This window comes from Pseudomonas sp. TH21, assembly GCF_016651025.1.
Lineage (GTDB): Bacteria > Pseudomonadota > Gammaproteobacteria > Pseudomonadales > Pseudomonadaceae > Aquipseudomonas > Aquipseudomonas aylmerensis.
In genome coordinates this window covers 4,200,816-4,219,334 of the sequence record NZ_JAEKEQ010000001.1, presented here as the reverse complement: position 1 = coordinate 4,219,334, position 18,519 = coordinate 4,200,816, and the positions used below count along the sequence as shown (strand labels likewise).

Annotated in this window: 13 protein-coding genes; 4 read left to right on the top strand and 9 right to left on the bottom strand. The window is 60.2% G+C overall.

Translation table 11 applies throughout. The features are described 5' to 3' along the window. Positions 1-3 precede the first annotated feature (3 nt). Positions 4-369, bottom strand: coding sequence for a copper homeostasis periplasmic binding protein CopC (gene copC / locus JFU04_RS18545; RefSeq protein ID WP_106803342.1), 366 nt, complete (start codon positions 367-369; stop codon positions 4-6). Between the two features lie 12 nt (positions 370-381). After that, positions 382-831, bottom strand: a complete 450-nt coding sequence (locus JFU04_RS18540; protein ID WP_201145279.1) for a GNAT family N-acetyltransferase — start codon at positions 829-831, stop codon at positions 382-384. A gap of 143 nt (positions 832-974) precedes the next feature. Between JFU04_RS18540 and JFU04_RS18535 the strand changes: the two genes are divergently transcribed. Next, entirely contained in the window at positions 975-1,595 is a 621-nt protein-coding gene (locus tag JFU04_RS18535) for a TetR/AcrR family transcriptional regulator (protein WP_027606227.1), read from the top strand. Positions 1,596-1,713: 118 nt separating this feature from the next. On the opposite strand, the gene preA is transcribed toward JFU04_RS18535, so the two are convergent. From preA to hydA, 3 genes are all read right to left on the bottom strand, one after another. After that, positions 1,714-2,988 carry an NAD-dependent dihydropyrimidine dehydrogenase subunit PreA gene (gene preA / locus JFU04_RS18530; protein WP_201145277.1) on the bottom strand — a complete coding sequence of 425 codons (1,275 nt, stop codon included), beginning with the start codon at positions 2,986-2,988 and terminating at the stop codon, positions 1,714-1,716. Further along, positions 2,988-4,355 (bottom strand): FAD-dependent oxidoreductase, encoded by a 1,368-nt coding sequence (locus tag JFU04_RS18525; protein WP_201145275.1) that lies wholly within the window; start codon positions 4,353-4,355, stop codon positions 2,988-2,990. The genes preA and JFU04_RS18525 overlap by 1 nt, the downstream gene beginning before the upstream one ends. 163 nt (positions 4,356-4,518) lie before the next feature. After that, positions 4,519-5,958 carry a dihydropyrimidinase gene (gene hydA, locus JFU04_RS18520; protein WP_120449044.1) on the bottom strand — a complete coding sequence of 480 codons (1,440 nt, stop codon included), beginning with the start codon at positions 5,956-5,958 and terminating at the stop codon, positions 4,519-4,521. A gap of 590 nt (positions 5,959-6,548) precedes the next feature. Between hydA and JFU04_RS18515 the strand changes: the two genes are divergently transcribed. Beyond that, positions 6,549-8,036 (top strand): NCS1 family nucleobase:cation symporter-1, encoded by a 1,488-nt coding sequence (locus tag JFU04_RS18515; protein ID WP_065901195.1) that lies wholly within the window; start codon positions 6,549-6,551, stop codon positions 8,034-8,036. Between the two features lie 177 nt (positions 8,037-8,213). Beyond that, entirely contained in the window at positions 8,214-9,497 is a 1,284-nt protein-coding gene (locus JFU04_RS18510) for a Zn-dependent hydrolase (protein WP_201145273.1), read from the top strand. Between the two features lie 138 nt (positions 9,498-9,635). Here JFU04_RS18510 and JFU04_RS18505 read toward each other — a convergent pair whose 3' ends face one another. Next, a complete protein-coding gene (locus JFU04_RS18505; RefSeq protein ID WP_207200667.1) occupies positions 9,636-9,926 on the bottom strand; it encodes a DUF6124 family protein in 291 nt (96 codons plus the stop codon). A gap of 268 nt (positions 9,927-10,194) precedes the next feature. Between JFU04_RS18505 and JFU04_RS18500 the strand changes: the two genes are divergently transcribed. Beyond that, positions 10,195-12,045: a P-loop ATPase, Sll1717 family gene (locus JFU04_RS18500; RefSeq protein WP_242485917.1), complete on the top strand. Its 1,851-nt coding sequence runs from the start codon at positions 10,195-10,197 to the stop codon at positions 12,043-12,045. A 655-nt stretch (positions 12,046-12,700) separates the two neighbouring features. On the opposite strand, the gene JFU04_RS18495 is transcribed toward JFU04_RS18500, so the two are convergent. The 3 genes from JFU04_RS18495 to JFU04_RS18485 are packed head-to-tail and all read right to left on the bottom strand — an operon-like array spanning position 12,701 to position 18,483. Beyond that, positions 12,701-14,119 carry an efflux transporter outer membrane subunit gene (locus JFU04_RS18495; protein WP_201145271.1) on the bottom strand — a complete coding sequence of 473 codons (1,419 nt, stop codon included), beginning with the start codon at positions 14,117-14,119 and terminating at the stop codon, positions 12,701-12,703. Next, positions 14,103-15,272, bottom strand: a complete 1,170-nt coding sequence (locus JFU04_RS18490) for an efflux RND transporter periplasmic adaptor subunit (RefSeq protein WP_106803346.1) — start codon at positions 15,270-15,272, stop codon at positions 14,103-14,105. The genes JFU04_RS18495 and JFU04_RS18490 overlap by 17 nt, the downstream gene beginning before the upstream one ends. Beyond that, entirely contained in the window at positions 15,262-18,483 is a 3,222-nt protein-coding gene (locus JFU04_RS18485) for an efflux RND transporter permease subunit (protein WP_201145269.1), read from the bottom strand. The genes JFU04_RS18490 and JFU04_RS18485 overlap by 11 nt, the downstream gene beginning before the upstream one ends. Positions 18,484-18,519 lie beyond the last annotated feature (36 nt).

Genomic DNA, 18,519 nt, shown 5'->3' with positions numbered 1-18,519 from the left:
GGGTTATTGGCCGACCTTGAAGCTGTATTCACCGTTGCTCTTATGGGTGTCGACCGACACGGCATTCCACACCACTTTGTAATTGCCGGCTGCCAGCGGGGCGGCAGGGGTGACTACCAGGGTCTTCTTGTCGGCGTCGGGAGTTTCCAGGCCCTTGATCGCGACTTCGGTGCCGTCCTTGCTCAGGGAGACTTTGGTAAACGTGGCTTCGACACCTTCGCTGAAGCTCAGGCGCAGGTCGGCAGGCGCGGCGACGGTGCTGTCAGCCGCTGGCGTCGAACTCTTGAGGTGCGCATGCGCGAACGCCGCCGAGGCGCCCAGCAGCGAGGCGAGCAGGGCGACGGCGGTCAACGTGTTCTTGATCAGCATTGTTCAGTACCTTCAGGGTTGATGAGTCGGTATAGCCATGTGCAGCAAGGGAAAGGGCTTGCCTTCGCCATCCAGCGGCGAGCGCGCGACCTGGATGAAACCATAGTGCAGGTAGAAGCCCACGGCCTGCGGATTCTGTTCGTTCACGTCCACCGTGAGGGTATCGTGACGGGCGCGGGCGTGGTCCAGCAGTTGGCGGCCGATGCCCTGGCCACGGCGGTCGGGGTCGATAAACAACATCTCCACATTGTGTCCGCCGGTGGCGATGAAGCCGGCGATGCCGGCGTCATCCTCGAACACCCACGTGTCGAGTGCCGGCATCGGCAGGTAAGTGTCGCGCACCAGCGGCAGCAAACGCTGGATGTCATCCTCGGGGAGGAAGTCATGGGTGGCCCGCACCGAACGCTCCCACAGTGCGCCCAGCACGGGGTCGTCGGTGGCCAGGCGAGGTCGAATACTCATGGCAATGATCCTTCATAGGGATCGCGATCCTAACCAATCCTATTTATGCGCGAAAGCTTCGCGTAAGAAGTTTCATTGTGGCCTGTCGCCGCGATCTAGAGCCGATGGTAGTCTTTAAGCCAAGTTGTTGTCAGGGAGCCCTTATGGGCAATCACAAGAGTGGAATTCGTCGGGTCAACGTCGAAAAAATCCTGTTGGCGGCGGAGAAAATCTTCGCCGAAAAGGGCTATGGCAGCACCGCCATGGCCGACATCGCCGAAGAAGTGCAACTGCCGCGCTCCAACCTGCATTACTACTTCACCACCAAAAGCGAGCTGTACAGCGCGGTGCTGTTCGACCTGTTGGAAGTGTGGAAGCAGGATGCACTGAGCTTCGAGACCTTCGATGATCCGCGCGTCGTGCTCAGCAGCTACATCCGCGCCAAGATGCAACGCTCGCGCACGCGGCCGTATGGCTCGAAAGTCTGGGCCAACGAAATCATCCACGGCGCGCCGACACTGGGTGAGGCACTGGATGAAAGCCTGTACGACTGGGCCAAGATGAAGGAAGCGAAAATTCGCCAATGGGTGGAGGACAAACGCATCCTGCCGGTGGAACCGTCGAGCCTGCTGTACATGATCTGGGCGTCGACCCAGCACTACGCCGACTTCGATCATCAGGTGAAGATTCTGAATGATCACCAGCCGCTGTCGGACATGCAGTTCGAAAAGGCGATTCAGACGGTGACCAGTGTGATTTTGCGTGGGATCGGGTTGGAGCCGTGATGCTCGTTCCTACGCTGCGCGCGGGAATTGAGCCAGGGGCGCTGCGCGTTGCAAGCGCGGACGCAGAGCGTCCAGTGAGGCATTCCCACGCGGAGCGTGGGAACGATCATATAAAGGGCTACACCGCCTCCCGGTAGGGGTTGCGCGGATCCTGCGTCCAATTCAGGAACGGCTTGCCCGTCTCGATCGGCACCATCTCGATGCAGTCCGCCACCGGGCAGGTGATCTGGCACAGGTTGCAGCCCACGCACTCATCGTCGATCACCTCGTATTGGTGCGTGCCATCGGCCAACTTCAAGCTCGCGATGGCCTGGTGCGAAGTGTCCTCACAGGCAATATGGCAACGCCCGCAGCCGATACAGGCGGCCTGGTCGATCTTGGCGATGACCTGATAGTTGATGTCCAGGTACTTCCAGTCCGTGGTGTTGCCCACCGCTCGCCCGGAAAATTCCTGCAGGCTCTGGTAACCCTGACTGTCCATCCACCGCGACAGCCCATCCTTCATCTCTTCAACAATGCGGAACCCGTGCAGCATCGCCGCTGTGCACACCTGCACCGCGCCGCAGCCGAGGGCGACGAATTCTGCTGCATCGCGCCAGTTGCCGATGCCGCCAATGCCGCAGATCGGCAGGCCCTGGGTCTGTGGGTCGCGGGCGATTTCGGCGACCATGTTCAGTGCAATCGGCTTCACGGCTGAACCGCAGTAGCCGCCGTGGGTGCTCTGGGTACCGACCACCGGCAGCGCGACCATGCGCTCCAGGTCGACGCTGGTAATGGAATTGATGGTGTTGATCAGCGACACCGCGTCCGCACCCCCGCGATACGCTGCACGCGCCGCCACCCGGATGTCGGTGATGTTCGGCGTGAGCTTGACGATCACCGGCAGCGAGCAATAGGTCTTGCACCAGCGGGTCACCTGTTCCACATATTCCGGCACCTGGCCCACCGCCGCGCCCATGCCGCGTTCGGGCATGCCGTGGGGGCAGCCGAAGTTCAGCTCGATGCCGTCGCATCCGGTGGCTTCCACCTGCGGCAGGATGTTTTTCCAGGACTCTTCAACACACGGCACCATCAGCGACACGATCAGCGCGCGGTCGGGCCAGTCCTTTTTCACCTGGGTGATTTCCCGCAGGTTGATCTCCAGCGAGCGGTCAGTGATCAGTTCGATATTGTTGATACCCAGCACTTCGCGGTTGGCGCCGTAGTGCGCCGAGTAGCGTGACGACACATTGACCGCCGCCGGGTCTTCACCCAGGGTCTTCCACACCACGCCGCCCCAGCCCGCTTCGAAGGCGCGGACCACGTTGTAGGCCTTGTCGGTGGGCGGCGCGGAAGCCAGCCAGAATGGGTTGGGGGCCTTGATACCGGCGAACACAATCGAGAGATCGGCCATTACGCAGCCTCCACATTCAGCATGAGTTGGGCGTGCATGGCTTCGGCGGCCAGCTTGCCGTGTTGCACCGCCTGCACGGTGAGGTCCTGACCGAGGCTGACGCAGTCGCCGCCGGCATAGATCCCGGGAATGCTGGTTTGCAGCTGTTCATCGACAAAGATCCGCTCGCCCACGCGATGCAGTTGCTGGGCGAGTGGATCCTGCAGCGCACCGTTGTCGAAGCCCTGGCCGATAGCCTTGAAGATGGCATCGGCGGCCAGCTCGAAGGTTTCGCCGGTAGGCTGCAGTCGACCGTTTTCCATGCGCGTGCGCAAAAAACGCATGCCGCGTACCTGGCCCTGATCGTCCAGCAAGACGGCTTCGGGCTGTGCCCAGGTCAGCAGGCGTACCTGATTGGCCTTGGCGATGTCTTGCTCATGGTGAGTGGCGCCCATGTCAGTCAGGCCACGGCGGTACACCAGGTTGACATCGCGGGCACCGAGGCGAGCCATTTGCACGGCCATGTCGATCGCGGTATTGCCGGCGCCAAGCACGATGCAGCGGTCGGCCAGTGGCAGTTGAGTGAGGTCATCGGCCTGGCGCAGTTCGCGGATGTAGTCGGTGGCGGCGAGCAGGCCGGGGGCGTCCTCATGGGGCAGGCCCAGCTGTTTGCTTGCCGCCAGGCCGAGGCCGAGGAACACCGAGTCGAATTGCTGGTGCAGTTCGCTCAAGGTCAGGTTGTCGCCCAGGCGTTGGCCGTGACGAATTTCGATACCGCCGATCTGCAGGAGGAAATCCAGTTCCTGCTGGGCGAAGTCATCCACCAGTTTGTATTTGGCGATGCCGTATTCATTCAAGCCGCCGGCTTTTTCGCGGGCTTCGAAAATCACCACGTCATGGCCGTGCAGCGCCGCGCGATGGGCGCAGGCCAGACCGGCAGGTCCTGCGCCCACCACGGCGATGCGCTTGCCGGTCGATGCGGCGCGCTGGAATGGGTGTTCACTGAAGTGCGCGTTGTCGATGGCGTAGCGTTGCAACAGGCCGATCAGCACCGGGGCGCACTCTTCGGCGTTGTTACGCACGCAGGCCTGCTGGCACAGGATCTCCGTGGGGCAGACCCGCGCACAGCTGCCGCCGAGGATATTCGCCGAGAGAATCTTCTGGGCCGCGCCTTGCACGTTTTCGGTGTGAATATTGCGGATGAACGACGGGATATCGATCTCGCTGGGACACGCATTGACGCACGGCGCGTCGTAGCAATACAGGCAGCGCGAGGCTTCCAGCTGGGCCTGGCGGGCGTTCAGCGGCGGCGCCAGGTCGGTGAAATGGCTGGCGAGTGTCGGCCCATCTTCATGGGGATGGGGGAGGTGGGTCAGGGTCTGGATCACGGTAGTGGCCTCACGGTTATTGAGGTGCTGCCTCTGATGGGCAATCGTTTTTTTGTTGCCTGTGCCGGCCTCTTCGCAGGCAAGCCAGCTCCCACATTTGAATGTGTTCACACTTCAGGAAATGTGGGAGCTGGGCTTGCCCGCGATCGGCCGAAGGCCGCTTTCAGCGTTTCACAGCAGTGGGCCTGGAACGCTCGGCCCGCTTGCTCAGTTGCTCGAACACCGCCGGATACGCCGGCCGCTCGACGTAGCGCCCGGCACCGCGCTCGGCGCGCAGGTCGCCATCGGCCCAGACCAGCTTGCCCTGGCTGATGGTGTGGCTCGGCACACCGCGCACGGTCTTGCCTTCGAAGATGTTGAAGTCGACCTGCTGGTGATGGGTCTTTGCCGAAATAGTCCGGGTGCCCTCGGGGTCCCACAGCACCAGGTCAGCATCGGCGCCTACACGGATCGCGCCTTTGCGCGGGTAGAGGTTGAAGATCTTCGCGGTGTTGGTAGAGGTCAGCGCGACGAAATCCTGCATCGACAGGCGCCCGGTGTTGACCCCTTCGTCCCACAGCAGCGCCATGCGGTCTTCGATACCGGCGGTGCCGTTGGGGATCTTGCTGAAGTCGTCACGGCCAGCCGCTTTCTGCTCGGCGCAGAAGCAGCAGTGGTCGGTGGCGGTGGTGTGCAGGTTGCCCGACTGCAGGCCGCGCCACAGGGCTTCCTGATGCCCGCGCGGGCGGAAGGGCGGGCTCATCACGTAGCCGGCGGCGGTCTGCCAGTCGGGATGCTGGTAGACGCTGTCGTCCAGCAGCAGATGGCCGGCGAGCACTTCGCCGTACACCGCCTGGCCTTTGCCACGGGCGTAGGTGATTTCATCCAGCGCTTCCTGGGTGGACACATGCACCAGGTACAGCGGCGTGCCGATGGTCTCGGCGATGCGGATGGCGCGGCTGGCTGCCTCGCCTTCCACCTGGGACGGCCGCGACAGCGGATGCGCTTCCGGGCCGGTGATGCCCTGGGCCATCAGCTTGCGCTGCAAGTGGTACACCAGCTCGCCGTTTTCCGCATGCACGGTGGGCACCGCGCCGAGTTCCAGGCAGCGTTCGAAGCTGGCGACCAGGGTGTCATCGGCCGCCATGATCGCGTTCTTGTAGGCCATGAAGTGCTTGAAGCTGTTGATGCCGTGGTGGCTGACCAACTCGGCCATTTCCTCGCGCACCTGTTCGCTCCACCAGGTGATCGCCACGTGAAAACCGTAGTCGGCGGCCGACTTTTCTGCCCAGCCGCGCCACTGGTGAAAGGCTTCCAGCAAGGACTGCTGCGGGTTGGGGATCACAAAGTCGATGATCGACGTGGTGCCCCCCGCCAGACCCGCCGCCGTGCCACTGAAAAAGTCTTCGCTGGCCACGGTGCCCATGAAGGGCAGTTGCATATGGGTGTGGGGATCGATGCCGCCGGGCATCAAGTATCGGCCGCTGCCATCGAGTATCTCGGTGCCGGCGGGAATATCCAGATCAGTGCCAATAGCGCGGATTAGACCGCCTGCGCATAACACGTCGGCTCTGTAACTTTCATCATGGGTAATTACGGTGGCGCCACGGATCAACAGCGACATGTCGAGTTCCTCACAGGCTTGACCGGCTTGTGCCAGTTCTAAGTGTTGTAATGCTGCTTGCCGATGGTCGGTTAATTCCTGTCATCGGTGACAGGAATAGAAACTAGCCCGAGTTTTTCGATTGAGCAAGAAGATTTTTCTTAAGCTTATAACTTAAATAAGTAACTGATTTATAAAGATAAAATATCAAAGTCACCAAAATGTAGCGGCGTCTCACCATTTTGACGCACTTGACAGGTTCGTAAATTGAGCAACATTTCTTATTGCAAATCAGACGCTTGAGATATGCCGCTTGACGGCAGTGGGAAATAAAAATAATTGTGGTGCACCAGATTGACTCCTGATCGTTCGGGCAACTTCCACGTTATTTAGCCTGAGTAACGCGGCAAGTACCGAAGGCGCAATCGGAAAGCTGATTAACATCAGCACGTTATATAAGCGGTGTGGGTTCGGTTACGGTTGTCGGCACGGTTATTGAGTGCAGTGGCGGCTGGCCGGACCCGTGATGTCATGTTGTTCACGAGGTACTCCGGCCGCCTGCATTGAAGTGCAGGCGAGCAACAATAATTCGAAAAAACCGTGGAGCGGCCATGCAACAGAACAGATCGCAAGTCATTGAACGCAACGGCCTGTACGAACTCGACGCCGGCCCCGACGTCCTCGACAGCCCCCGCTACAACCACGACATGGCACCGACCAAGGTGCATGAGCGCACTTGGAACAAGTGGCACATCACCGCGTTGTGGGTGGGCATGTCGATCTGCGTGCCGACCTACACCTTGGGCGGCGTGCTTACCGCGTATTTCGGCTTGTCGGTGGGCGAGGCGCTGATGGCGATCCTGCTGGCCAATATCGTGGTGCTGGTCCCGCTGACCCTCAATGCGTTCCCTGGCACCAAGTACGGTATTCCGTTCCCGGTGCTGCTGCGGTCGTCCTTCGGCATCCTCGGCTCCAATGTGCCGTGTCTGATTCGCGCGCTGGTGGCCTGCGGTTGGTTCGGTATCCAGACGATGTTTGGCGGGCTGGCAATCCACCTGTTTCTCGGCTCGATTTTCGAGGGTTGGAAATCCCTCGGCGGCACCGGTGAAGTGATCGGCTTCATGATCTTCTGGACCCTCAACCTGTGGGTGGTGCTGCGCGGCGCCGAGTCGATCAAGCGCCTGGAAACCCTGTCGGCGCCGTTGCTGGTGGCGGTGGGGATCGGCCTGCTGGTGTGGGCGATGCCGAACGTGTCGATCAGCGAGCTGATGGCGATTCCACCCAAGCGGCCTGAAGGGGCGAGCCTCACCGGTTACTTCATGGCCGGCCTCACTGCGATGGTGGGTTTCTGGGCCACGTTGTCGTTGAATATTCCCGACTTCAGCCGCTACGCCAAGAGCCAGAAGGACCAGATCCTCGGGCAGATTTTCGGCCTGCCGCTGACCATGTTCCTGTTCGCTGCCCTCGGCGTGATCATGACCGCCGCCTCGGTGAAACTGGTGGGCGTCAGCGTGTCCGACCCGGTGACCCTGATCGGCCATATCCAGAGCCCGGTGTGGGTGGCCATCGCCATGGCGCTGATCATTATCGCCACGCTGTCCACCAACACGGCGGCGAACATCGTCTCGCCCACCAACGACTTCCAGAACATCGCCCCCAAGCTGATCAACCGCACCACGGCGGTGATCCTCACCGGGCTGGTCGGGCTGGCACTGATGGGCCATGAACTGCTGAAAAAGCTCGGCCTGATTGTCTCCGACGTCAGCCTGGAAACCGTGTATTCCAACTGGCTGCTGGGCTACTCGAGCCTGCTGGGCCCCATCGCCGGGATCATGGTGGTGGACTACTTCATCACCCGGCGGCAGCAGCTGGACCTGGCGGGCCTGTACCGCGACGACGTGTACCCGGCGTGGAACTGGAGTGGCTTTATCGCCTTCGGCGTGCCGGTGGTACTGACCTTGCTGTCGCTGGGCAGCGATGCATTCAGCTGGTTCTACAGCTACGGCTGGTTCACCGGCTCGGCGTTGGGCGGTTTGTTGTATTACGGCCTGAATGCCAAGCGTGGCATCAGTCCGGTTACGGCCAAATCCCCGCTTTAAAGGCGTTGAAATGCAATCCAAATGTGGCAGCGGGCGTGCTCGCGAATGCGGTCTTGCAGGCGATATCTGCGGCGACTGTCACGGCCTCTTCGCGAGAGGCCCGCTTCCACATGTGTGACCCCATTCCATGGTTGGAATCGAGTCTATTCATAACAAATACAGCCTGAGGAGATCCCCATGAACGCTGCCCTCGACGTTCTGCAATCGACCCATCAGCACATCAACCGCGATCGCTTGTGGCAGTCGCTGATGGACCTGGCCAAGCTCGGCGCCACCCCCAAGGGCGGCGTGTGCCGCCTGGCCCTCACCGACCTCGACCGCAAGGCCCGCGACCTGTTCGTGCAGTGGTGCGAAGATGCCGGCTGCACGGTGACTATCGACGGCATCGGCAATATCTTCGCCCGCCGCCCCGGGCGCAATCCCAACCTGCCACCGGTGATGACCGGCAGCCATATCGATACCCAACCCACCGGCGGCAAGTTCGATGGTTGCTTCGGCGTGCTGGCGGGCGTGGAAGTGCTGCGCACCCTCAATGATCTCAAGCTGGAAACCGAGGCGCCGCTGGAAGTGGTGGTGTGGACCAACGAGGAAGGCTCGCGCTTCCCGCCGTGCATGATGGGCTCCGGGGTGTTCGCCGAGAAATTCAGCCTGGCGGACACCCTGGCCAAGGTCGACGTGGACGGCGTCAGCGTTGGCGATGCGCTGAACGCGATTGGCTATGCCGGCACGCGGGAGGTCAGCGGCCACAAGGTCGGGGCGTATTTCGAAGCGCACATCGAACAAGGGCCGATTCTCGAGGATGAGAAAAAGACCATCGGCGTGGTGCTCGGCGCCCTCGGGCAAAAGTGGTTTGACCTGAAACTGCGCGGTGTCGAAGCGCATGCGGGGCCAACGCCGATGCACCTGCGCAAGGATGCCCTGGTCGGCGCGGCGGCAGTGGTGGCGGCGGTGAATGCGGCGGCGCTGGGGCATCAGCCGCATGCCTGCGGGACCGTCGGTTGCCTGCAGGCCTATCCAGGCTCACGCAATGTCATCCCCGGTGAAGTGCGCATGACCCTGGACTTTCGTCACCTGGAACCGGCGCGCCTGGATTCGATGATTGCCCAGGTGCGCAAGGTGATCGATGAGACCTGTGCCAAGCACGGCCTGAGTTTCGAGATGGAACCCACCGCCGACTTCCCTCCGCTGTACTTCGACAAGGGCTGCGTGGACGCTGTGCGCGACGCCGCTAATGGCCTGGGCCTGTCGAACATGGACATCGTCAGCGGGGCAGGGCACGACGCAATCTTCGTCGCCGAACTCGGCCCGGCGGGGATGATCTTCGTACCGTGCGAAGGCGGGATCAGCCACAACGAAATCGAGAACGCCGCGCCGGATGACCTGGCGGCGGGCTGCGCGGTGTTGTTGCGGGCGATGGTGGCGGCGTCGGCGGCGATTGCCAGCGGCAAACTCGCTGCCTGAAAGGCCGTCATCATCGTTCCCACGCTGTGCATGGGAATGCCCCCAGACGCTTCGCGTCGGTTCTTGAGGTCGTGACGCAGAGCGTCACAGGATGCATTCCCACGCGGAGCGTGGGAATGATCAACACAGGAGACGCTGTTACTGCTTCCGTGCCTGGCTGGTGCCATCTACTACTCGATCCACCGACAGTCGAACTCCCTCGACCATCCGACAAATCCCCAGCACTACATTGCGTTGTGGTCCTTCAATTTCAAACGCCAGGTTCGCGGCGATGGCATTGATGGAATCGAGATCCTGGGAGGCATTGACCAGCAGGGTTTCGGTGTCGAAGTCGGGGCGAAGGGTGAAGAGGAGGTTTGAATCTGAGGGCGGGTTTGGGCTGTCTTTGATGAAGATTGTAGTTCCTGGAGAATTAAGGGCTACCACCAAGTCTTTCTCAAGGACAGTGGGTGGCAGCTGTACGCTGAGTGAGAAAACCAAGCCTTCAGGAACCCGGCAACGCCGAAGCGTGCCCGCGCACAGCCGCCATAACATCGAGCACAGAAAAAGCGCCTGCACTGTATACGGTGAGCGCTTTTGGGCCAATGGAATAATTCGGATTTCTCACGTCCGGTCGCTGAATTGGCAGCGACTGACGAAGATTGGGGATATGGATTCCAAGCGGCAAGCCTAAAAGTTTGTCGGAAAAATCGCTCCTTTGGAGCTTGGAATCTTTGTTCTAAAATCACTCAAAAGCGCGATTGTAGAAAATGCAAAATCATGTTTTCTCATGCGAGAAAGTCTTCAAAATTTTTTGAAACATTTGTGTGTGCAGAAAATCATTCCGAAAAATGGCTTTATTGGTGTTGCGGTCTATAGTGGCTTATCGCCTTATGGGCAGGGGGTAGTGATGGACGAGAAGAAAATAAAAATATCTCGAAATCTAAGAGTTGGCGCACTGGATGCTGAGGCTGATACAGAGTTGCTAAGCCGTTGTTTTGTTGATAATGGATATTTACGACAGCTATTAGATGTTGACTCCCCTGAGTCGATTGTTCTTGGAAGGACTGGGTCTGGGAAAAGCGCTCTGCTTTATAAGGTTGCAGCTACAGCGCAAAAATCTGTAAAACTTGATCCGAATGATATCTCAATCAGGTTTTTAGAGTATTCGGATATTATTCAGTTTTTTGATGCTTTAGGGATTAAGCTGGACTTGTTTTATCGGCTGTTGTGGAGGCATGTATTAACTGTTGAACTTTTAAAGCTTCGATATGATATAAAGTCAGAATGTGATAGTCGGGGCTTTGTCGAAAGTTTATTGAACTCTTTTAGTCGAGATCTCGCTAAGAGGAAGGCAATTGAGTATTTCAATGAGTGGGGTAATAAGTTTTGGCTGGATACAGAGGAGCATCTGAAGGAGATTACGAAGAAGTTAGAATCTGACACCAAGGCGTCTATCGGAGCTGCGTATTCCGGTCTTAGTTTGACTTACGCCGGTGTCGAAAAGCTTAGCGAAGGAGAGAAGATCGAAATAAGACAGAGGGCTAGCCAAGTCGTTAGTGGTCTTCAGATTAAAAAGCTTAATGAAGTTTTAGACCTTCTTTCTGAGTATTCATTCTCTGATCCGCAAAAAAAGTTTTATTTGCTAATTGATCAGTTGGACGAAGAGTGGGCTGCCACAGAAACCAGAGTTCGTTTCATTAGAGCTTTGATTGAGGAGATAAAGACGTTTCGGAAAATTCGGCAGATTAAGATAATTGCCGCGCTTAGAAAGGATTTACTTGATCTTGTTTTTGATATGACTCGAGACTCTGGTTTTCAGGAGGAAAAATATGAGTCGTATATTTTGAATTTGACTTGGTCTCCCGAAGAGCTGACTAGGCTAGTTGAGCTTAGAATTAATGAAGTTTTCAAGAGCCAATATACAAAAGCCTTAGTAACGTTTGATGATGTTTTTCCTAAGCCCCGGAAAGGTGGTGGGCAAACTTCTATGGACTTTATTATAGAGCGTACTCTTCGTCGGCCAAGAGATATTTTGCAGTTTGTCAACGAAAGCTTTTTGATTGCGTCTGAGCGGGAACGTATTTCTTGGAGAGCCCTACTGGCCGCGGAGGCTCAGTATTCTGGGAAGAGACTTAAATCATTAAAGGAAGAGTGGGGTGAGATATATCCTAGCTTTGACGATACGGTCGAGATTATTCGGGGTGTTAAAGCGACTTTTACTAAGTCTATGATCAAAGAGGCAAGGTTAGAAGAAGTCATGATTTCTCTAGATGACGGAAAAGTAGTTGATCCGTGCGTGGTAATGGTTAAAAAGTATTACGGGGCTTCTGGAATCAAAGAGTCAGATGTTCTGATAAGTCTACTGTCTTGCTTGTATCGGGTTGGGGCTATAGGGATAAAGGCTAGTGCGGGGGAGACCTATATCTGGTCCTATGTTGACCAGACTTCAGCAACTAGAGGTGAAATTAAACGCGCGGAACATCTAAAAGTTCACAAAATGCTTCACCGAGCGTTAGACATTATTGCGGATCAGCATGAAATTTACGAGGCCGAAGCTCTGGACTGATAATGCATTTTTCATAGCCTCCCTTTGTAATGGTTAGTGAGGCCTCTTTTACATTTCATTACCTCATCATGCTTGTCAGGCGCCGGGTTCCCAGCCGCCTAACGCCGTCACCAACCCCACGCTCGCCTGCAACAGCGGGGCAGGGCACGACGCGCTCTTCATCGCCGAACTCGAAGTCGGCTGTTGTGGTGAGCAGGCTTGCCCTGCGTTGGGCTGCGAAGCAGCCCTAGTAAAGACGCTGAGGTTCTTCCTGAAAGAACTCATGTCTGGATTGGGGCCGCTTCGCAGCCCAACGCAGGGCAAGCCTGCTCACCACAGGGAAGCGCTCAGGCCCCGCCTGACGCGTCACCAGCCCCACGCTCACCTGCAACAGCGGAGCAGGGCACGACACAATCTTCGTCGCCGAACTCGAAGTCGGCTGTTGTGGTGAGCAGGCTTGCCCTGCGTTGGGCTGCGAAGCAGCCCCAGTAAAGACGCTGAGGTTCTTGCTGAAAGAACTCATGTCTGGATTGGGGGCCGCTTCGCAGCCCAACGCAGGGCAAGCCTGCTCACCACAGGCAACGCAGGGTAGGTCTGCTCACCACAGCAATGCAGGGCAAGCCTGCTCACCACAGTCAATGCAGGGCAGGTCTGCTCACCACAGGGAGGCGATCAGTCAGGCGCCGGGTTGCCAGCCGCCGCCTAACGCGGTCACCAATCCCACGCTCGCCTGCAACTGCCGCGTCTGCACCGCTTGCAATGTCCGCTGTGCCTGCAACGCCGCCGTCTGCGCGGTCACCACATCCAGGTAGCTCACCGCCCCCGCCTGATAGCTGTTCATCGCCAGGGCCTGGGTATGCTGCGCCGCATCCGCCGCTGCTTGCTCATCCTGTGCTTCCTGCTGCAAATCCCGCAGTTGCGCGAGGTTGTCCTCCACCTCGCGCACGGCTTTCAATACATGGCTGCGGTACTGCGCCGAGGCCTCTTCAAACTCGGCCTTGGCCTGGCGTTCATTGGCGCTCAGGCGTCCGCCATCAAAGATCGGCAGATTCACCAACGGCCCCAGCGCCCAATACCGATTGCCAGCGGACAGCAGGTTGCCAACCCCTTGCGTCTGGCCGCCGATCAGCCCGGTCAAACTGAAATCCGGGTACCACGCTGCCTTGGCCACGCCGATATTCGCATTGGCGGCAAACACCCGGCGTTCTGCCGCCGCGATGTCCGGACGCCGTTGCAGCAGGTGGCTCGGCAGCTGCGACGGAATCCCCGGCAGGGCAATCAACTGCTTGCTGGGCGGCAACGTGAAGTTGCTGGCCGCCACCCCCACCAACTCCCCAATGGCATGCTCGGTGAGGTTGCGTTGCCCGCGCACTTCATCCAGTTGCGCCTTGGCTTCGGCCAGTTGATTCTGCGCGCGGGTCAGGTCCAGCTCGGAGGCGATCTGCCCCTCATAACGACTGCGCGTCAGTTGCAGGGCCTGGCTGAAATCCTCCAGCGAGCTGTTGAGAATCCGGCTCTGTGCATCCAGCCCGTTGAGCTGCACATACAGGCTCGCGAGTTGATGTTGCAGGCTCAGCCGCGCCACCGCGAGGTCATCGCCGGAGGCTTGCGCCTGGGCATCACCGGCCGCGACCTGGTTGCGGATCTTGCCCCACAGGTCGAGGTCGTAGCTCAGGGAAAATCCTGCCGTGTTGCTGTTGTACACCGAAGGCTGCGTGTCGCCGCGCAGCGGTCGCGAGTCGGATTGACGCTGGCGCAACGGCTGCGCACTGGTGGTGATCTGCGGGAACAGCCCCGCATGCAATTGGCTGGCATACGCCTGGGACGCATCGAAGTGCGCCAGCGCTGCCGCCAGGTCCGGGTTGGCCTTGAGCAGTTGCTGTTGCAGGCCATCCAGGCGTGCATCGTTGTAGAGCTTCCACCATTCGGGAGCCAATTGATCGGACGGTTGCGCGCTGTGCCACGGGCCGTCGCTGGTCTGCTCGCGGTAGCCGGCCGGCAGGTCCACCGTGGGCACTGTGTAGGTGGGCGCCATCGAGCAACCTTGCAACGCCAGCAGCATCAGGGCCGCGAGGGGCTTAAGCCTTGGGCGCATGCGCACCTCCGGAGGCATCGGCGAGTTGCACCGGGTCGCCTTCGCGCAGGGCGTCGGGCGGGTTGTCGACGATGCGGTCGGCGGGTTTCAGGCCTTGATCGATCACCAGGCGCTCGCCGAGGTCGAGGCCGATATGGATGTCCTGCAAGTGCACGTGATTCTGTGCGTCCAGCACCGCCACCTGGGTGCCTTGGGCGCGGAAGATCAGCGCGCTGGCCGGGATGCTCACACCATGGGTATCCGCTGGAATCGGCAAGGTGGCTTCGGCGTAGTCACCGGGCAGCAATTCGCCGTTGGGGTTGTCGGCGACGAACTGCGCGAGCAGCGTGCCGGAGCGGCGGTCGATGGCGGTAGAGTCACCGATCAGGCGTGCCTTGAAGTGCTCGCCAGGGTGCTCGGGCACCGTCAGTTCGGCTTCGAGTCCGGGGTGGATGACCGCCGCGTAGTTCTGCGGCACCGGCACGTAGAGGCGCAATTGGTGGGTGTCGGCGATGTTGAACAGCTCCGGATCGCTGTCGGTATCGGCCTTGATCAACTGGCCGATATCGGTATTGCGGGCGGTGATGGTGCCGGCAAACGGCGCGCGGATGGTCTTGTAGCTTTCCAGGGCCGACAGCCGTGCGTAATCGGCTGCAGCCGCCTCGGCGTTGGCTTTGGCCGCCGCGGCGTTGGAGGATTTTTCATCGGCCTCCTGGCGCGACACCGAGTGGCTCGCCAACAGGTTTTGCCAGCGCGTGGCGGTGGTTTCTGCCAGGCGCGCGTTGGCTTGTTCCTGGATCAGGCGGGCGTGGGTCTGGGCCAATTGCTGGTCGAGGTCGGGGCTGTCGATTTCGGCGAGGACTTGCCCGGCCTTGACCTGGCTGCCGATGTCGACTTTCCAGTCCTTCAAATAACCGCTGACCCGGGCATGGATCGGCGCCTTGCTCCAGGCGTCGAGGTGGGCGGGCAGGCGCAGGGTGTCACCGGCCGCGTTCTGCTGCGGCTGGAACACCATCACTTGCGGGATGGCGGCGGTTTCGGTCCACGCGGTCACCGATTGTTCGTGCATCGTGCGGGCATGCAGGCCGTTGGCGACCAACAGGGCGGCCAGTGTCAGGCCGCCGACACCCATGAGCATCAGACGCTTGCGCGAGGGTTTGTGATCAGACGACATGTGGGGTTTCTCCAGCAGCTGCGCGAGTAGAGTGACGACCGTGGACCAGGCTGAAGACCACGGGAACAAACAACAAAGTGGCAATGGTGGCGAAGATCAAGCCACCGATCACGGCCCGGCCGAGCGGGGCGTTCTGCTCCTCGGAAATGGCCAGCGGCAACATGCCGATGATCATCGCCAGGGCGGTCATGCACACCGGCCTGAAGCGCGTGTAGCCGGCCTCCATGGCCGCCTTCAGGGCGTCGCCATGTTCGGCCAGGCGTTCGCGGCAGAAACTCACCACCAGGATCGAGTTGGCGGTGGCCACGCCCATGCACAGGATGGCGCCGGTGAGGGCCGGCACCGACAGCGAGGTTCCACTGAGGAACAGCATCCACACGATCCCTGCCAGCGCCGCCGGCAACGCGGTGATGATCACGAACGGGTCGGCCCAGGACTGAAAGTTGACCACGATCAGCAGGTAGATCAGCACCACCGCGCCGAGCAGGCCGAAGCTCAGGCCGCTGAAGGCTTCATGCAGCGCGTCGATCTGCCCATGCAGGCTGATCACCGCACCCTTGGGGCGCATGGACGCGGTGTCATCCAGCACTTTCTGCACGTCGCGGGCGACGCCGCCGAGGTCGCGGCCCTGGACGTTGGCGTACAAATCCAGGGTCGGTTCGATGTTGTAGTGAGTCACCACTGCCGGGCTTTGCACGCGCGATATGCTCGCCACGCCGCCGAGGATCTGCGACTGGCCATCGGCACCGGTGACCGGCAAGGCTTCCAGCGACGGCAGGCTGTCGAGACGGTACTGCGGGGTCGCGGCGACAATCGAATACGACACGCCATTGGCCGGGTTCAGCCAGAAGGTCGGCGCGGTCTGCGAGCTGCCGGCGAGGGAGGCGACCATGCTGTTGGTCACGTCGCGCTCGGTGATACCCAGGCCATTGGCCCGCATGCGATCAACATTCACCTGCAGCGACGGGTAACCGGTGGACTGCTGGATGCGCAGGTCAGCGATGCCCGGTACATGCTGCAGGCGACGCTCAAGCTCCACGGCGTAGGCGCGGTTTTCTTCATCGCTGCGCCCGGAGATCTTCACGTCCAGCGGCGCCGGCGCACCGAAGTTGAGGATCTGGCTGCTGATATCCGCCGGCAGGAACGCGAAGTGGCTGCCGGGGAAACTTTGCGGCAGGGCTTCGCGCAGTTTCTTCACGAAGTCGGCGGTCGGCGCGTGATCCTTTTTCAAGGTGACCTGGATGTCACCATCCTGCGGGCCGATGGTGCCGCTGCTGCTGTAGGCCATGTCGATGCCGCTCAGCGGAATGCCGATGTTGTCGACGATGGTGTCCAGCTGTTCAGCGGGGATCACTTCACGAATCCGCGCTTCAATCCGGTCGAAGGCCGCCGCGCTTTCTTCGATGCGCGTGCCCAGTGGCAAGCGCACATGCAGCGCCAGGGCGCCGGCATCGGTGGCCGGGAAGAAGTCCTGGCCCAGGCTTGGTAGCAACAGGAACGAGGCGAGCACACAGGCCAGGAAGCCGACGATAAAGCGCTTGCGATTGCCCAGCGCCAACAGCAGCAGGCCGTGGTAGGTGTCGCGGATATTCGAGAAGTGACGCTCGAATCCCTGCTGGAAATTCAACACCGCTTGCAGCGCGCGATTGCGTGGCTTGCGGTGCTGCTCACCTTCGTGGTGGTTGATGAATTGGTCTTCCGGATGATGCCCTGCGCCTTGCTCCGGCACGTGCGGCTTGAGCAGGAACATCGCCAGGGTCGGCACCAGGGTACGCGAGAGGATGAACGAACTGGCCATGGCGAAGATCACCGCCAGCGCCATTGGCCGGAACAGGTAGCCGGCGATGCCTTGCAGCAGGAACATCGGCACGAACACGATGCAGATGCACAGCAGCGAGACAAACGCCGGGCCGACGATCTGCGCAGCGCCGTCGAGAATCGCGGTCTTCACCGCCTTGCCTTGCTCCAGGTGCCAGTTGATGTTTTCGATGGTCACCGTGGCATCGTCCACCAGGATCCCCACGGCCAACGCCAGCCCGCCGAGAGTCATCACGTTGAGGGTCTGCCCGCTGACTGCCAGCAGCGCGATGGCCGACAGCACCGCCAGCGGAATCGACGCGGCGATGATCAGCGTCGAGCGCCAGCTGCCGAGAAACAGCAGGATCATCGCACTGGTCAGCAGCGCGGCGATGATGCCTTCCTGGGCCACGCTGCCTACCGATTGCTTGACGAATACCGAGGCGTCACCGAGCAGCGAAGTCTTCAGCGACGGCGGCAGGGTTTCGTTGATGCGCGGCAGCATCTGGCGGATGCCGTCGATGATCGACAGGGTCGAGATGCTGCCGTTTTTCAACGCCGGCATCAGCACCGCACGGTGGCCGTCGACGCGCACGATGTTGGTCTGCGGCGGCGAACCGTCACGCACGTGGGCCACTTGGCCGATGGTGATCAGCGCGCCGTCGACAGTCTTGATCGGCAGGTCGTTGAGCTCGTCGATCGCCTTGGGACTGTTGTTGAGCAGGATCGTGTATTCGTTGGGACCGAGCTTGGCGGTGCCCACCGGGATGATCTGGTTCTGCAGGGCCAGGGCATTGCCCACGTCCTGTGCCGACAAGCCTTTGGCAGCCAGCGCCTGGGGGTCGAGGTCGAGGGTGATCTGGCGTTGCTTGCCGCCCATTGGCGTGGGCATGGCGAGGCCGGGCAGGGCGCTCAAGGGCAGGCGGATGTTGTTCTGCACCAGGTCGCGGATCTTGGCTTCCGAGAGGCTGGGGCTGGAGAACGCCATTTGCAGGATCGGCACCGTGGAGGCGCTGTAGTTGAGGATCAGCGGCGGCGTGATGCCCGGTGGCATCTGCTTCAGCACGGTTTGTGAAACCGCCGTCACTTGCGCGTTGGCCGTGCGGATGTCGACGCCCGGTTGGAAGAAAATCTTGACGATGCCCATGCCGGGCAGCGATTGCGATTCGATGTGTTCGATGTCGTTGACGGTGGTGCTCAGGGAGCGTTCGTAGGTGTAGATCACCCGGCCCGCCATGGCGTCCGGTGACAGGCCGTTGTACTGCCACACCACGGCGACCACGGGGATGCCGATATCGGGGAAAACATCAGTGGGGGTACGCAGGGCCGCCATCGGCCCGATGATGCAGATGAATATGGCCAACACGATAAACGTGTACGGCTTTTGCAGTGCGGTCTTTACCAGCCCGAGCATGCGTGAACCTCCAGAGGAGCAGGATTGCAAACCCCG

Bases quoted from the DNA above. Each gene is read 5' to 3' on its own strand.
- copC (WP_106803342.1), bottom strand. From the start codon at position 369: ATGCTGATCAAGAACACGTTGACCGCCGTCGCCCTGCTCGCCTCGCTG.
- JFU04_RS18540 (WP_201145279.1), bottom strand. From the start codon at position 831: ATGAGTATTCGACCTCGCCTGGCCACCGACGACCCCGTGCTGGGCGCA.
- JFU04_RS18535 (WP_027606227.1), top strand. From the start codon at position 975: ATGGGCAATCACAAGAGTGGAATTCGTCGGGTCAACGTCGAAAAAATC.
- preA (WP_201145277.1), bottom strand. From the start codon at position 2,988: ATGGCCGATCTCTCGATTGTGTTCGCCGGTATCAAGGCCCCCAACCCA.
- hydA (WP_120449044.1), bottom strand. From the start codon at position 5,958: ATGTCGCTGTTGATCCGTGGCGCCACCGTAATTACCCATGATGAAAGT.
- JFU04_RS18515 (WP_065901195.1), top strand. From the start codon at position 6,549: ATGCAACAGAACAGATCGCAAGTCATTGAACGCAACGGCCTGTACGAA.
- JFU04_RS18510 (WP_201145273.1), top strand. From the start codon at position 8,214: ATGAACGCTGCCCTCGACGTTCTGCAATCGACCCATCAGCACATCAAC.
- JFU04_RS18495 (WP_201145271.1), bottom strand. From the start codon at position 14,119: ATGCGCCCAAGGCTTAAGCCCCTCGCGGCCCTGATGCTGCTGGCGTTG.
- JFU04_RS18490 (WP_106803346.1), bottom strand. From the start codon at position 15,272: ATGTCGTCTGATCACAAACCCTCGCGCAAGCGTCTGATGCTCATGGGT.
- JFU04_RS18485 (WP_201145269.1), bottom strand. From the start codon at position 18,483: ATGCTCGGGCTGGTAAAGACCGCACTGCAAAAGCCGTACACGTTTATC.